The 13,823-nt window shown below is 58.4% G+C and carries 10 protein-coding genes; 8 read left to right on the forward strand and 2 right to left on the reverse strand.

The window, feature by feature from the left end; genetic code table 11:
- Nucleotides 1-124: 124 nt before the first annotated feature.
- Nucleotides 125-1,291, reverse strand: coding sequence for an iron-containing alcohol dehydrogenase (locus G3M63_RS03825; protein WP_178100939.1), 1,167 nt, complete (start codon nucleotides 1,289-1,291; stop codon nucleotides 125-127).
- Between the two features lie 266 nt (nucleotides 1,292-1,557).
- On the opposite strand from G3M63_RS03825, the gene G3M63_RS03830 reads away from it, so the two are divergent.
- From G3M63_RS03830 to G3M63_RS03860, 7 genes are all read left to right on the forward strand, one after another.
- Nucleotides 1,558-1,884: a c-type cytochrome gene (locus tag G3M63_RS03830; protein ID WP_150299816.1), complete on the forward strand. Its 327-nt coding sequence runs from the start codon at nucleotides 1,558-1,560 to the stop codon at nucleotides 1,882-1,884.
- Between the two features lie 305 nt (nucleotides 1,885-2,189).
- Nucleotides 2,190-3,191 carry a PstS family phosphate ABC transporter substrate-binding protein gene (locus tag G3M63_RS03835; protein WP_150299817.1) on the forward strand — a complete coding sequence of 334 codons (1,002 nt, stop codon included), beginning with the start codon at nucleotides 2,190-2,192 and terminating at the stop codon, nucleotides 3,189-3,191.
- 97 nt (nucleotides 3,192-3,288) lie between these two features.
- Nucleotides 3,289-4,227 carry a phosphate ABC transporter permease subunit PstC gene (pstC, locus tag G3M63_RS03840; protein WP_150299818.1) on the forward strand — a complete coding sequence of 313 codons (939 nt, stop codon included), beginning with the start codon at nucleotides 3,289-3,291 and terminating at the stop codon, nucleotides 4,225-4,227.
- Between the two features lie 8 nt (nucleotides 4,228-4,235).
- Nucleotides 4,236-5,171, forward strand: a complete 936-nt coding sequence (gene pstA, locus G3M63_RS03845; protein WP_150299819.1) for a phosphate ABC transporter permease PstA — start codon at nucleotides 4,236-4,238, stop codon at nucleotides 5,169-5,171.
- 81 nt (nucleotides 5,172-5,252) lie between these two features.
- Nucleotides 5,253-6,119 (forward strand): phosphate ABC transporter ATP-binding protein PstB, encoded by an 867-nt coding sequence (gene pstB / locus G3M63_RS03850; RefSeq protein ID WP_150300065.1) that lies wholly within the window; start codon nucleotides 5,253-5,255, stop codon nucleotides 6,117-6,119.
- Nucleotides 6,120-6,136: 17 nt separating this feature from the next.
- A complete protein-coding gene (phoU, locus tag G3M63_RS03855) occupies nucleotides 6,137-6,862 on the forward strand; it encodes a phosphate signaling complex protein PhoU (RefSeq protein WP_163981909.1) in 726 nt (241 codons plus the stop codon).
- A gap of 1,279 nt (nucleotides 6,863-8,141) precedes the next feature.
- A complete protein-coding gene (locus G3M63_RS03860) occupies nucleotides 8,142-8,534 on the forward strand; it encodes an acyl-CoA thioesterase (protein ID WP_150299821.1) in 393 nt (130 codons plus the stop codon).
- 58 nt (nucleotides 8,535-8,592) lie between these two features.
- On the opposite strand, the gene uvrD is transcribed toward G3M63_RS03860, so the two are convergent.
- The gene (uvrD, locus tag G3M63_RS03865; RefSeq protein ID WP_163981910.1) at nucleotides 8,593-10,773 is read right to left on the reverse strand and encodes a DNA helicase II; all 2,181 of its coding nucleotides are present in this window, start codon (nucleotides 10,771-10,773) and stop codon (nucleotides 8,593-8,595) included.
- A 203-nt stretch (nucleotides 10,774-10,976) separates the two neighbouring features.
- Here uvrD and G3M63_RS03870 point away from each other — a divergent pair, with 203 nt between their 5' ends.
- Nucleotides 10,977-13,817, forward strand: coding sequence for a bifunctional diguanylate cyclase/phosphodiesterase (locus G3M63_RS03870; RefSeq protein WP_150299823.1), 2,841 nt, complete (start codon nucleotides 10,977-10,979; stop codon nucleotides 13,815-13,817).
- Nucleotides 13,818-13,823: the final 6 nt, after the last annotated feature.

Raw genomic sequence — 13,823 nt, forward strand, 5'->3', positions numbered from 1 at the left:
ATGGTTGTTCCCTTGCCCAGTCCGCAACGCCTCATGGGGTCATTTGCCAGGCAACCTAGGCGGCCCCACCCGAAGGGACGGGGCCCGTCGCGGCCGTGACGAAACGGCAACAGACCCTAGCGGGTCAGACGCCCTGAACGGTGCCGTTGACCGCGTTGAGGAATAGCTTCTGATACGCTGCTGCATCCAGCTGGCGAGCGTTGGTGCGAGCTGTTACATCCTTGGCTGACATCTTGCCAACCAGTTCGGCCTGACTGTCGTCAACACCGATCTCTGCCAGCGTGTGCGGGATGTCCAGCTCCTTGCGCAGGTCGAGTATCCATTGCATCACACCGTCAAAGTTGGCCTGTTCCAGTCCCAGGTAGCGCGCCAGACGGACAGTCTCTTGTTCAATGGCGGGCCGGTTGGCCTCCATGACGTAGGGCAGCATGATTGCGTTAAGCAAACCGTGGTGACTGTCGTAGAGCGCGCCTACGCTATGCGATACCGAATGAATCGCGCCCAGCCCGCGCTGGAACGCCGTGGCGCCCATACTCGAGGCAACCATCATCTGCAAACGGGCATGGATGTCCGAGCCGTCAGCCGTTGCGCGGGGCAGGAATTCCTTGATCAGGCGAACACCTTCCAGCGCGATACCTTCGGCCATCGGATGAAAGACTGGCGCGAAGAAGGCTTCGATGTTGTGGGCCAGCGCGTCCATACCGGTCGCCGCAGTGAGTTTGGGCGGCAGACCAACGGTCAGTTCAGGGTCAAGGATGACGATCGGCGGCATCATGCGCGCGTTGAAGATGATGCGTTTGCTATGCGATTCCTCATCGGATATCACCGCAGCCTGACCTACTTCCGAGCCGGTGCCCGCGGTAGTCGGCACGGCAACCAGCGGCAGCATTTTGCTGACATCGACCACAGCCGGGTTCTGCGCTTCCCAAAGCGTGCAGCTCTGGTTTGCGATCAGAGCGATGGCCTTGGCTGCGTCGATAGCGGAACCGCCACCGAAAGCGATCACGCCATCATGTTCACCTTCGTGAAGCGCCGCAACACCGTCAGCCACGTTGCCGCCAGTAGGGTTGCCCTTTACGCCGGTGAACAGTCCGGGACGCAGACCGTGGTCGCGGCATTGCTGCAAGGCCTGCTCGATCATAGGCAGTGCGGCCAGGCCGGGGTCAGTAACCAGCAGCGGCGCTTTCATACCCAGCTGACCACAGCTCTTGGCCAGTTCGCTGATACGTCCGGCGCCGACTTTTACCGCTGTCGGATAGTGCCAATTCATGCTGTAAGAGGTAATTTCCATGAGTTCTCCGCTACCCTCATCAGGATTGAAATTTGCTTGATTTTACAACCCTTGACCGCTGGATTGCTGCCATCCGGGGTACAAAATTCAAAATTGTCCCGAAACATACCCAAATCGAGGGCTGTAGTCTATCTACTAGGGATCATGCGACAACCTGGCGCTTGATTAAATTGAATCGCAGTGCAAACTTGCGGTCACAGGATCTACAATCCGCCGACAAAACAAGCAGGCCTGACCTGCGACAGAACAGCCTCTGAGGATATGTCATGAAAAAGTTTTTGTTACCCCTTGCCGTCACCGGCGCACTCTTCTCTGCTCAAGCGGTCACTGCCCAGGAAGCGGGCGAAGGCGGCGAAGCATTGTTCAAAAGCAAGCCCTGCGTTGCCTGCCATAATGTCGACGCGCAGCTGGTTGGCCCGGCTCTGAAGGCTGTCGCTGCCAAATACCAAGAAGAAGAAAATGCAGTCGAAACCATTGCTGCCAACATCAAGAATGGTTCTTCCGGCCAGTGGGGCGCAATCCCCATGCCGCCGAACCAGGTTACCGAAGATGAAGCCAAGCTTCTCGCTGAATGGGTTATGACTCTCGAATAACCGTTGAGTATCAAAAAAAGCCCGCTTCGGTTGAATCGAAGTGGGCTTTTTTGTGCCTGGAGATCCTTCAAGCATCGCTGTCAGACCGCTTTAGACTGCGCTTTTCAGAAAGAACAAGGCCGTCGAGGGAGCATCAGCTACAACCGACCACGTTTTTTCTGCTTTGTTTCGGCTGTCACAAAAGAGTCATCTTCCATGGATATATTGGCTTCGTCGCCGAAAGGTCGGCTCAGGTTTCACAGCGGCATGCGCTGCAACCTCAACCGATTTAGTGACCAAACCTAAATGTGGACAGGATATTGACCATGAACAAAGCACTTACCGCCGCTTCCGTGACACTGATGTCCGGGATCTTAGCCGCACCCTTCGCCATGGCAGCTGAAACCGTTCAGGTAGATGGTTCCAGTACCGTTTTCCCGATTACCGAAGCTGTTGCCGAAGAGTTCCAGAAGGAAATGAAAGGCGACATCCGGGTGACCGTCGGCGTCTCCGGTACTGGCGGCGGCTTCAAGAAGTTCTGTAATGGTGAAACCGCCGCAACAGGTGCTTCACGTCCGATCAAAAAAGAAGAGGCCGAACTGTGCAAGCAGAACGGTATCGAGTTCATCGAACTCCCTGTCTCCATGGATGCACTGACTGTTGTCATCCACCCCGATAACGACTGGGCCACGACTATGACGGTCGAGGAACTGAAAAAAGTCTGGGAGCCTGAAGCACAGGGCAAGATCACCAACTGGAACCAGATCCGTTCCTCCTTCCCCGACAAGCCGCTGCGCCTCTATGGTGCCGGCACCGATTCCGGGACCTATGACTACTTCACCGCTGCCATCGTCGGCAAGGAACACTCCAGCCGCGGCGATTTCACCGCCAGTGAAGATGACAACGTGCTGGTTCAGGGCGTGGCCAACGACCCGAGCGCCATGGGCTTCTTCGGTCTTGCCTACTATGAAGAAAACAAGGACAAGCTGGACGCTGTAGCGATTTCATGGAAGGGCAAGGAAGCGGTACTGCCTTCCGTCGAGACCGCTGGCAACGGTTCCTACCAGCCGCTGTCGCGTCCGATCTTCATGTACGCCAGCAAGAACAAGATGCAGTCAGAACCGCATTCCATGAAGTTCATGGAATACTATCTGAACGAAGATAAATCCGCCGACCTGGTAGAGGAAGTTGGCTATGTGCCGATGAGCTCAGAATCCTACCAGGCAGCCCTGCGCACCCTGCGTGAACTGGAAGTAGGCACTGCCTTCACCGGTTCAGAGATCGGCGTGAACGTTGTAGAGTTGCTCAGCCGCGACAAGCACTACTGAGTAGATCGGCAGAAAAGCAGGAGTGCGCCAGATGGCGCGCTCTTGTTGCCGTTTCTGAACCCTGACCATCAGCAAGTTTCACCGCAGCAGGCCTATTATGCTTAACACGCCAGATGACCAGTTGCGAGCCGCTGTTACCCCGGCTCCCAACTTCCTGCGCAAGCGTGCAATGATCGACAAGCTGGCGAGATGTATTCTGTTCGCCGCTGCCGCCGTATCGGTCTTCGTGACCATCGGTATCGTTTACATTTTGGTCAGCGAGTCGCTGGTTTTCTTTGAGAACGTCTCGCTGACGGAATTTCTGACGTCCACCACCTGGACTCCCCTTTTCGCAGCACCCTCCTTCGGGATCTGGCCGCTGCTATCCGGTACGCTGACTGTATCCGCGATTGCCCTGTCGATCGCCATTCCACTCGGCTTGCTGCTGGCGATCTACATGAGCGAGTACGCACCGCCGAAGGTGCGTGAAGCAGTCAAACCGGTATTGGAGATGCTCGAAGGCGTACCGACCATCGTTTACGGCTACTTCGCCCTGATGATGGTGACGCCCCTGTTGCAGGCCTTCATTCCGGGGCTGCCCGGTTTCAACATGCTCTCGCCGGGTATCGTTATGGGCATCATGATCCTTCCCTATACGACCTCGCTCAGCGAGGACGCCATGCGCGCTGTACCGCGCGAGCTGCGAGAAGGCGCCTACGCACTGGGATATTCACGTTTTTACACAGCGATCAAGGTCGTGATCCCGGCAGCCATTTCCGGTATTACCGCGGCCTTCATTCTTGCCATGTCCCGCGCCGTCGGCGAAACCATGGTGGTGGCGATTGCGGCAGGCCAGATGGCCAACTTCACCTTCAACCCAATGGAAGGTGCCGCGACCATCACCACCTTCATCGTGCAGGTCAGCCTCGGCGACGTACGCCATGGCTCGATTGGCTACCAGTCCATCTTCGCGGTCGGTCTTGTGCTGTTCCTGATGACGCTGCTGTTCAACGTCATCGGCTTCATGCTGCGCCGCCGCTACCGTCTGGCTTATTAAGGTAAAACATGGCTACGTTAAATCAAACTATCAGTGACGCGCAGGGCCATGCCTCGCTGGTCCGGCGCAACAAGAATCAGGACATCCTGATCGCCGGGCTGGGCATGCTGATCCTGGTGATCGCCATCTCTACGCTGCTGGCGATGTTCCTGGATCTGTTCATTACCGGCCTGCCACGCTTGCAGGATCCTGACTTCTACATGAGCTTCCCGTCGCGCAAGGCGGAGCAAGCGGGCATCCTCTCGGCCTGGGTCGGCACTATCCTGGTCATGATCGTTACCGCTGCCATCTCGATACCACTGGGCGTCGCTGCTGGCGTCTATCTCGAGGAATACGCTGGCTCCAACTGGATGACCGACCTCATCGAGATCAATGTCACCAACCTCGCCGGCGTGCCGTCAATCGTGTACGGCCTGCTGGCGCTCGGCCTGTTTATCTATGCGTTCGGCATGAGCGAGACGGTACTGGTCGCGGGCCTGGTGCTGTCGCTGCTGATTCTGCCGGTAATCATCGTTTCCACCCGGGAAGCCATCCGCTCGATACCGGAGGCGTACAAGGAAGCCGCGATCGGTCTTGGCGCGGATCAATGGCAGACCACCTACGCCTACATCCTGCCAGCGGCGCGTCCGGGCATCATCACCGGCGCGATAGTCGGCCTGTCACGGGCGATCGGCGAAACAGCACCGATCATCACCATCGGCGCGCTGACCTACATTGCGTTCCTGCCCAACGCGCCGATCAGCGGCGACTTCCCGTTCATCAACTTCGACTGGATCACCAGCCCGTTCACGGTCATGCCGATCCAGATGTTCAGCTGGGTGTCTCGTCCGCAAGCCGAGTTCCAGATCAACGCCGCGGCAGCAGGGGTTGTATTGATGGTGCTGACGCTGATGATGAACGCCATCGCTATCTACATTCGCTACAAGGTTCGCCACAAGGACTGATACCGGTCCCAAACCAGGCTCCTCGTACATAGACGATTACGGTAAACATATATGACTTCCTTCAGCAAAAGCATTGGCATGATGAAAAACGTCAGCACGACCGCAGAACCCGTAGCAACCAAACGGACCCATAGCGCCCCTCCGCCCGCCTCGGCCGGACAGGAAGATACGTGGCTGCTCGAACCGGAAGAGGAATTGCGTGCGCGGGTGTCTGATCTGGAGTTCTGGTATGGCGACGGTACCCAGGCTATCCAGAAACTGAATATGCCTCTGGTAGACAAGCGCGTCACTGCCTTGATTGGCCCTTCAGGCTGCGGCAAGAGTACCTTCCTGCGCTGCCTGAACCGCATGCACGACCTGTACAAAGGCGTAAAATATTCCGGCGAGATCACCCTGATGCCGGAGAACGTGAATCTCATCGAGCTCGACCCGATGGTGGTCCGCCTGCGAGTGGGCATGGTTTTCCAGAAGCCCAACCCCTTTCCCAAGACCATCTACGAAAACACCATCGCCGGGTTGCGCATTCGCGGCATCAAGAAGCGCGCAGTGCTGGATGAAATGGCCGAGAAGTCGCTGCGCCAGGCGGCGCTGTGGGATGAGGTCAAGGACCGCCTGCATCAATCTGCCCTGAGCCTCTCCGGCGGTCAGCAGCAGCGCCTGTGTATCGCCCGCGCTTTGGCGGTACAACCGGATATCCTGCTGCTCGACGAACCCACGTCGGCGCTGGATCCGATCGCGACGGCGCGCATCGAGGATCTGCTCAATGAGCTGGAAGGTCAGGTCACCATCCTGATGGTGACGCACAACATGCAGCAGGCTGCGCGTATCTCCAACTACACCGCTTACATGTACATGGGTCAACTGGTCGAATTCAACGAGACCGATGCGCTGTTCACCCGCCCGAAGTGCCAACGCACGGAAGACTATATTTCCGGCCGGTTCGGCTGATAAAGGAGTCCCAGATAATGACAACAGATCGCGAAAGCCACCTTAAGCATATTTCCAGCCGCTTCAACGCCGACCTCAGTCAGCTCAAGCAGGATCTGCTGGAAATGGGTGGGCTGGTTGAACAGCAGCTGCGCCAGGCCGTCGAGGCACTCATCAACAGCGATGTTGAGCTGGCCCGTGAAGTAAAAGCCGGTGACAAGAAGGTCGACGCCATGGAACTGGCTATCGATGAAGAAGCCAACCGCGTCATCGCCAAGCGCCAGCCCACCGCCAGCGACCTGCGTCTGGTCATGTCGGTGGTGAAGATGGTCGCGGATATCGAGCGTATCGGCGACGAGGCGAAAAAGATTGCCAAGCTGACTATCGCACTAGACGAAGAAACGACCAGCCCCTGGGGCCGCGTCGAAGTCCGGCATATTGGTAATCATGTCGCCGTCATGCTGCGCGATGCCCTGGATTCCTTCGCGCGCTTCGACACCCAGGTAGCCCTGCAGGTCATGCGCGAGGACGATACCGTAGACAGCGAATACCGCAGCGCAACCCGCACCCTGGTCACCCACATGATGGAAGACACCCGTAACATCACCCGCTGCCTGAATATCATGTGGGTACTGCGCGCACTGGAACGCGTCGGCGACCACGCCGGCAATCTGGCGGAGCAGGTTATCTATATGGTCGAAGGCACCGACGTCCGCCACGCGCCAATGGAAATAGCCGAGCGTGCTGTCGAGGGTCGAGGTTGAGGTCGGTTCGCAATGAAGCTGAAAGGGCCTATACAGGCCCTTTCTTTATTTGTTTTGGCACAAACTGTCCGACCGGATTAGCGGTAACCCACGAGCACGTTCAACCCCGGAAAGCACCAAACCATCCCCCCTTTGGCAAAAGGGGGCTGGGGGATTGGCTTTAAAATGTTTCGCCAGACTGGATCAAGGTCATTGTGCCCGGCTGAACCGAAGCCAGCCGCCCACCAACTGTCAGGACTACACAAGACGCCGTAAACCCATCCCTGGTGGCTTGGTGAAAACATCCCTGTTTTCAACACTTGTTCCACCCTGACAGTCGGCAGGCTTGAATGAATATTGGCGTGACATGGGTATCTAAAACCGCTTTTCGCTTTGGTCTTGCTCTCAGCAACTCTAATGTTCATGCGCAGCGAGCCGACCTAGAGTTTTCACTCAGCCCAAATTAACGGCTACGTCCCAAGCCAGCCGCCCACCGACCGTCAGGAATACGCAAGACGCCGTGAACCCCTCCCTGGGGGCTTGGTGAAAACATCCCTGTTTTCAACACTTGCTCCACTCTGACTGACGGCGGACTTGAATGAGCATTGGCGTGAAGCGGAGATTAAAAGCGCTTCCAGATTTACCTGTCAGGCAACTCCGATCTTCATGCGAAGCGTGACGACAGGGCTAAGCCGACCGTGCGATGACATGGATGTCATCGACGAGCTTACAGGGACGTACTTGCAGCGTGTCGGCGCAGGCCTGTCGGCTCGCGGCAGCTAACCTCGAGCTTTCACTCAACCCAAATTTGCGGCTACGTCCCAGGCCAGTCGCCCACCGGCTGTCAGGACTACACAAGACGCCGTAAACCCATCCCTGGGGGCTTGGTGAAAACATCCCTGTTTTAAACACTTGCTTCACCCTGACAGCCGGTGGGCTCGGTCGAGCATCGGCGTGATGCGAAGAGTAAACCGGTGTTGGGGTGTGCCATCAGGCAACTCAAATCTCTACGCGAAGCGAGGCGACAGGGTTGAGCCGACCGTGCGATGACATGGATGTCATCGGCGAGCTTACAGGGACGTACTTGCAGCGTGTCGGCACAGCCCTGTCGCCTCGCGGGGGCTGGCTTCGAGCTTTCACCCAGCTCAAACTAGCGGCTACGTCCGGGGTCGAACGCCGGCAACAGCCCCTAACCATTGAGTGATAACCCGCTATCACATAACATAGGCGCCTTCGCAGTTTTCAGTTTTCCCGCTTGACTGCTGCTACAAAAATTAAAACGCACATTACCGAGCATTCGATGCAAGACCTAGACATGGATCCAACCCCTCGGGGAGAGCTGGCGCTCAAGATCACCACCTTGCCACGAGACTGCAACAGTTTCGGGGATATTTTTGGCGGCTGGCTGGTAGCACAGATGGACGTCGCCGGCACCAGCACTGCGGCGCGCATTGCCCGCGGCCGAGTCGCCACCGTCGCAATCGATCGCATGGGTTTCATGGTGCCGGTATCGGTCGGAGCCCAGCTGGCGTTTCACTGTCACGTTCTGGATGTTGGCCGCAGCTCGACCAAGATCTGCGTTGAGGTATGGAGCGAAGATCTGGCGCACGATGGCATCCGCAAGGTTACCGAAGCGATATTCGTTTTTGTCGCCATCGATGACCGTGGCCGCACGCGTATCATACCTTCCTGATTCTGCGTCGCCGTAGCTCAGGCGCTGGAGCTAAAACCCAGCGCCGTCTAGCATACCGCTACATCGCCTCAAGCTTGGCGTAGGCAACCATCAGCCACTTACTGCCTTCATCATCAAAGTTGACCTGAATCCGCGCCTGCGCGCCGTGCCCTTCATAGTTCAGCACCACGCCCTCACCAAACAGCGAATGCATGACCCGCTGGCCCAACGCGAAACCGGTGCTTTCGGTCGCTTCCTGGGCGAACATGGTGCCTTTGCCCTTGCCGGGGCCGAAAGGCCGACTGACCTGACTGCCCAGGCGCACCTCGCGGATCAGTTCCGCCGGGATCTCCCGAACGAAGCGTGACACCTTGTTGAAGGTCTCGCTGCCATATAGCCGCCGTGTTTCTGCCCAGGTAATGACCAGTTGCTGCATGGCCCGGGTGATCCCGACGTAAGCCAGCCGGCGCTCCTCTTCCAGCCGACCCGGCTCTTCCAGGCTCATCTTGTGCGGGAAGAGCCCTTCCTCCATTCCGGCCAGAAACACCAGCGGAAACTCGAGGCCCTTGGCGCTGTGCAGCGTCATCAGCTGTACGCTGTCCTCAAAACGGTCGGCCTGCGTCTCACCCGCCTCCAGCGACGCGTGGGCCAGGAAGGCCAGCAGGGTGTCGCCTTCTTCTTCTTCGCTGGCCATCTCGTTTTCAAAAGCCCGCGCAGCCGATACCAGCTCCTCAAGGTTTTCCACCCGCGCCTGCGCCTTCTCGCCCTTCTCCTGCTCATGGAAACGCAACAGCCCGCTGTGCTCGATCACCTGCTGGGCCATGCTGTACAAGGGCATCCCCTCGACCCGTTCGGTGATGTCTTCGATCATCTGCATGAACGCCTGAACGGCATTGGCGGCGCGGCCGGGCAATCCCTTGTTGTCGAGCAAATCGCAGCCGGCCTGCCACAGCGACACATCCTGCTCGCGGGCGTGCTGGCGCAGGCATTCAACGGTCTTGTCGCCGATACCGCGAGCGGGCACGTTGATAATGCGTTCCAGTGCGCCGTCATCGCCGCGGTTGGCAATCAGCCGCATATAGGCCATGGCGTTCTTGATCTCGGCTCGCTCGAAGAAGCGCTGGCCACCGTAGATCCGATAGGGAATCGCCGCGCGCAGCAGGGCCTCTTCTAGCACCCGGGATTGTGCGTTGGAGCGGTAGAGAATGGCCATCTCGCTACGCGCCATGCCTTCACCGACTGCCTGTTCGATCCTTTCAACGATGAAGCGCGCTTCATCCTGCTCGTTGAAGCCGGCGTACAGGGCGATCGGCTCGCCTTCGTTATCTTCGGTCCAAAGTTCCTTGCCCAAACGCCCCGCGTTGTTGCCGATCAGCGAGTTTGCGGCCTTGAGGATGTTCGCCGTTGAACGGTAGTTCTGCTCCAGGCGAATCAACTCGGCGGACGGATAATCCGTCTGGAATTGCTGGATGTTTTCGATGCGTGCGCCGCGCCAGCCGTAGATCGACTGATCATCATCGCCGACCACCATCAGGCTGGGATTCTTGCCGGCGATCAACCTGAGCCAGGCGTACTGCACCGCGTTGGTGTCCTGGAATTCGTCCACCAACAGGTGCCGGAAACGCGCCTGGTACTGTTCACGCAGCGCGTTATTATCGCGCCACAATTCCAGCGAGCGCAGCAGCAATTCGGCGAAGTCCACCACACCGGCGCGGGCACAGGCCTGTTCGTAGGCCTGGTAGATGCGCAGCATGGTGGTGAGGTACAGATCGCCGGCCGGCTGAATGTGCTGCGGACGCAAGCCTTCATCCTTCTGACCATTGATCCACCAGAGCGCCTGACGCGGGGCCCACTGGTTTTCATCCAGACCCAGCTCGCGAATGACGCGCTTGACCAGCCGCAGCTGATCGTCACCATCCAGAATCTGGAACTGTTCGGCTAACCCCGCCTCGCGCCAGTGCGCCCGCAACAGGCGGTGCGCCAGCCCGTGGAAGGTGCCGACCCACATTCCCTGGGGCGAGATTCCCAGCAGTTGTTCGATGCGTGCGCGCATCTCGTAGGCGGCCTTGTTGGTAAAGGTCACCGAAAGAATGCTCCAGGGCGACGCGTTCTCAACCTGGCACAACCAGGCGATACGGTGCACCAGCACGCGGGTTTTTCCAGAGCCGGCGCCAGCCAGCACCAGTTGTTGTCCGGGAGCCGCAGATACGGCCTGGCGCTGGGCGTCATTGAGCGAATTAAGCAGATGAGAGATATCCATGCGCGCATTCTACCAGCCGCTGCCCACCGGTCGGTAGGAAACCGACCACAGCCTTGATGTCAGCGCTGGATGTCATGGTTTCAGCCGTGCGGGGGGGGCTGTGCCAAACCCGGGCGGTGATGTAAGGTGCGTGTTCAGGGAGAAATGCCATCATGATGGCATTCTTGGAGCGGAAGCGCTGAGCATTTGAGGGATCATTGACCATGGCGTTTCAGGACAGTTACGCACCCGGCACTCATATCGACCTGCGCATACGCCAGCTCGATCTGCTATATGAATATTCTCGCCTACCGCAATGGTTGATCCTGCTCGCCGCGGTTCTGATCAGCATCCTGGTCTGGGATCACGTCGATCATACCCTGCTGCTTGGCTGGCTGGCGCTGGTTCTCGCACTGACACTGCTGCGTAATCTGCTGACCAGCCAGTATCGACAGAGTCCGCCCGAGGCGCGTTTGAAACCGCGATGGCGGGTGCTCTTCTATCTTGGCAATGCCCTGACCGGCTTCGCTGCGACCTACATCCAGATCGGCCTGGTCCCGCTGGAAACATTCACCTTGCAGGCTCCTGCTTACAGCCTGACTACCGGTGTCAGCCTGTGTGTCAGCATCATCTACGCCAGCCGGTTTCTTGCTTTTGCCAGCTTTCTGGTGCCCGCCTGGCTGCCGAGTATCATCTTTTTACTGACCCGTGATGACTCTATCAGTGTGTATTGGGGTGTCATGGGGGTGACCGTATTTTCCTGCATTCTGCTTGCCGGGGCTTTCATTAACCGCTCCGTTACCCGGACCATTCGTGCAGACGATCACAACCTTGCGCTGGTCGCCCGGCTGGAGCAGACCCACCAGCAGGCCAAAGCACTCAATGAGCAGCTTACAGCTGAAGTCCAGCACCGGCGACGCGCTGAACAGGAGCTGCTGGAGAGCCATGAGGCACTCGAGCAGCGAGTCCAGCAGCGAACCGCCGAGCTTGAAGATATCAGCCGGGCACTGCGTTCCAGCCAGGACCGGCTTAGCCTGGCGCTGGAGGTCAGCGGACTGGCGTTGTGGGATTGGGACCTGAAATCGGATCAGGTCGAGCATTCCAAGCTGGACACCATCTTCGGCCTGCCGCCCGAATCACGCCCGACAATGCTCGGGGATCTGCGGCCGCACCTGCACCTTGACGATGTGAAAACAGTACGTGCTGCGCTGATCGGACATATGAAGGATCAGAAGGCACCCTACCGGCTCGAGTACCGCGTGAAGCATGCCGACGGCCACTGGTTATGGGTCGAGGATAGCGGCCGTGCCGTGGAACGCGACGCCACAGGCCGCGTGTTACGGATGCTCGGTACCCGTCGGGACATTTCTGCGCGCAAGCTCCAGGAAGAGGAAGCGCTGCTGGCGGCGACTGTATTCGAGGCGTCATCCGAGGGCATTCTCATTCTCGACCGGCAGCTTCAGGTGTTGGCAGTCAACCAGGCGTTCAGTGTGATCACTGGCTATACCGCAGGCGAGGTCATCGGCAAGGTGCTGAACATTCTCGGCCAATCCATGGAGCCCGAGGACTACCAACAGCTGGTAAGCACGTTGCACAGCCAGGGTCGCTGGCAGGGTGAGCGGATCGCGACCCGCCGCAACGGCGAACAGTATCCACAATGGCTGCAGCTCGCAGTGGTACGCGACGAGCGCGGCAGGATTATCCACTATGTAGCCTTCTTCGCTGACTTGACCGTACATCGCCAGAACGAAGAACAGGTCACCTATTTGACCAACTACGATCCGCTCACGCAGCTGGCCAATCGCAATCTGTTTACCCAGCAGCTTAATCAGGCCACCGGCCGCGCGCGCACCGACAAGCGAAATATAACGCTGCTGCACCTGAATCTGGATCGATTCAAGCATATCAACGATACATTGGGTCACGCTGTGGCAGACCTGTTGCTTCAACAGATCGCGTTGCGGCTGGGCGAGATGGATCAGTCCGATCTCCTCGCGCGACTCTCAGCCGACGAGTTTGTCATCCTGGTAGAGAGACAGATGAGCCGCCACGACCTGGAGCAACTGGCAGCGACCCTGCTTGAGGAAGTACGCAGCCCGACCCTGATCGGTGCGCACGAGTTGGTAGTGACGGCATCCATCGGGATCAGCCAGTTTCCCGGTACAGCGCGTAACAGCCTGCATATGATTGCCCAGGCCAACCAGGCAATGCATCACGCCAAGCATCTTGGCGGTAACAACTATCAGTTTTATACCCATCTGCTGCAGTCCTACAGCCTTGATCGTCTACAACTGGAGAATCAGCTGCGCAAGGCGCTTGTCGACTCTCAGCTGGTCGTGCATTACCAGCCCAAGCTGGACCTGACGACCGACCACGTCACGGCCGCCGAGGCACTGGTCCGCTGGCAACACCCGCAGCGCGGGTTGCTGTTGCCCGGGCAGTTCATTGCAATGGCCGAAGAGACCGGCATGATCGTCCCGCTGGGGGAAATAGTGCTGCGCCAGTCCTGCGCACAGGCCAGCCGGTGGTATCACCAGGGACCGGCGCCGGTACGTATAGCAGTCAACCTGTCGGTGCAGCAGCTACGTCAGGAGAACTTCTCGCGGGTTGTGCTCGATATTCTTGAAGAATCCGATCTGCCGGCTCAGTTCCTGGAACTGGAGCTGACCGAAAGCATGCTACTTGAGCATCTGGACGTGGTGACACGCAATATCGCCGAGCTCCAGGAGATGGGCATCAGGCTGGCGGTGGATGATTTCGGCACGGGTTATTCATCTCTCGCCTACCTAAAGCGTTTCCCGCTGCATACGTTGAAGATTGATCGGGCCTTTATCGCGGAGCTTGAGGACGGTGCGCAGGACGCGGCGATCGTGCGCGCCATTATTGCCATGGCGCACAGTCTCGGTCTCAACGTGGTGGCCGAAGGCGTCGAGCTGGAAAGTCAACTCGAGCTTCTCCGCGATTACGGTTGCGATGAAATACAGGGCTACCTGATCAGCCGCCCCTTGCCGGCCCAGGCTTTTGCCAGACTGCTGACTGACGCCCAGCAAAGCCTGCCCATCTGACCCGGG

The organism is Pseudomonas sp. OIL-1 (assembly GCF_010669185.1).
Classification (GTDB): Bacteria; Pseudomonadota; Gammaproteobacteria; order Pseudomonadales; family Pseudomonadaceae; genus Halopseudomonas; species Halopseudomonas profundi.

Excerpts from the sequence above, each read along its gene's own strand:
- phoU (WP_163981909.1), top strand. The coding sequence starts at position 6,137 with ATGACAACAGATCGCGAAAGCCACCTTAAGCATATTTCCAGCCGCTTC.
- G3M63_RS03825 (WP_178100939.1), bottom strand. The coding sequence starts at position 1,291 with ATGGAAATTACCTCTTACAGCATGAATTGGCACTATCCGACAGCGGTA.
- G3M63_RS03835 (WP_150299817.1), top strand. The coding sequence starts at position 2,190 with ATGAACAAAGCACTTACCGCCGCTTCCGTGACACTGATGTCCGGGATC.
- uvrD (WP_163981910.1), bottom strand. The coding sequence starts at position 10,773 with ATGGATATCTCTCATCTGCTTAATTCGCTCAATGACGCCCAGCGCCAG.
- G3M63_RS03860 (WP_150299821.1), top strand. The coding sequence starts at position 8,142 with ATGCAAGACCTAGACATGGATCCAACCCCTCGGGGAGAGCTGGCGCTC.
- pstC (WP_150299818.1), top strand. The coding sequence starts at position 3,289 with ATGCTTAACACGCCAGATGACCAGTTGCGAGCCGCTGTTACCCCGGCT.
- pstA (WP_150299819.1), top strand. The coding sequence starts at position 4,236 with ATGGCTACGTTAAATCAAACTATCAGTGACGCGCAGGGCCATGCCTCG.
- G3M63_RS03830 (WP_150299816.1), top strand. The coding sequence starts at position 1,558 with ATGAAAAAGTTTTTGTTACCCCTTGCCGTCACCGGCGCACTCTTCTCT.
- G3M63_RS03870 (WP_150299823.1), top strand. The coding sequence starts at position 10,977 with ATGGCGTTTCAGGACAGTTACGCACCCGGCACTCATATCGACCTGCGC.
- pstB (WP_150300065.1), top strand. The coding sequence starts at position 5,253 with ATGAAAAACGTCAGCACGACCGCAGAACCCGTAGCAACCAAACGGACC.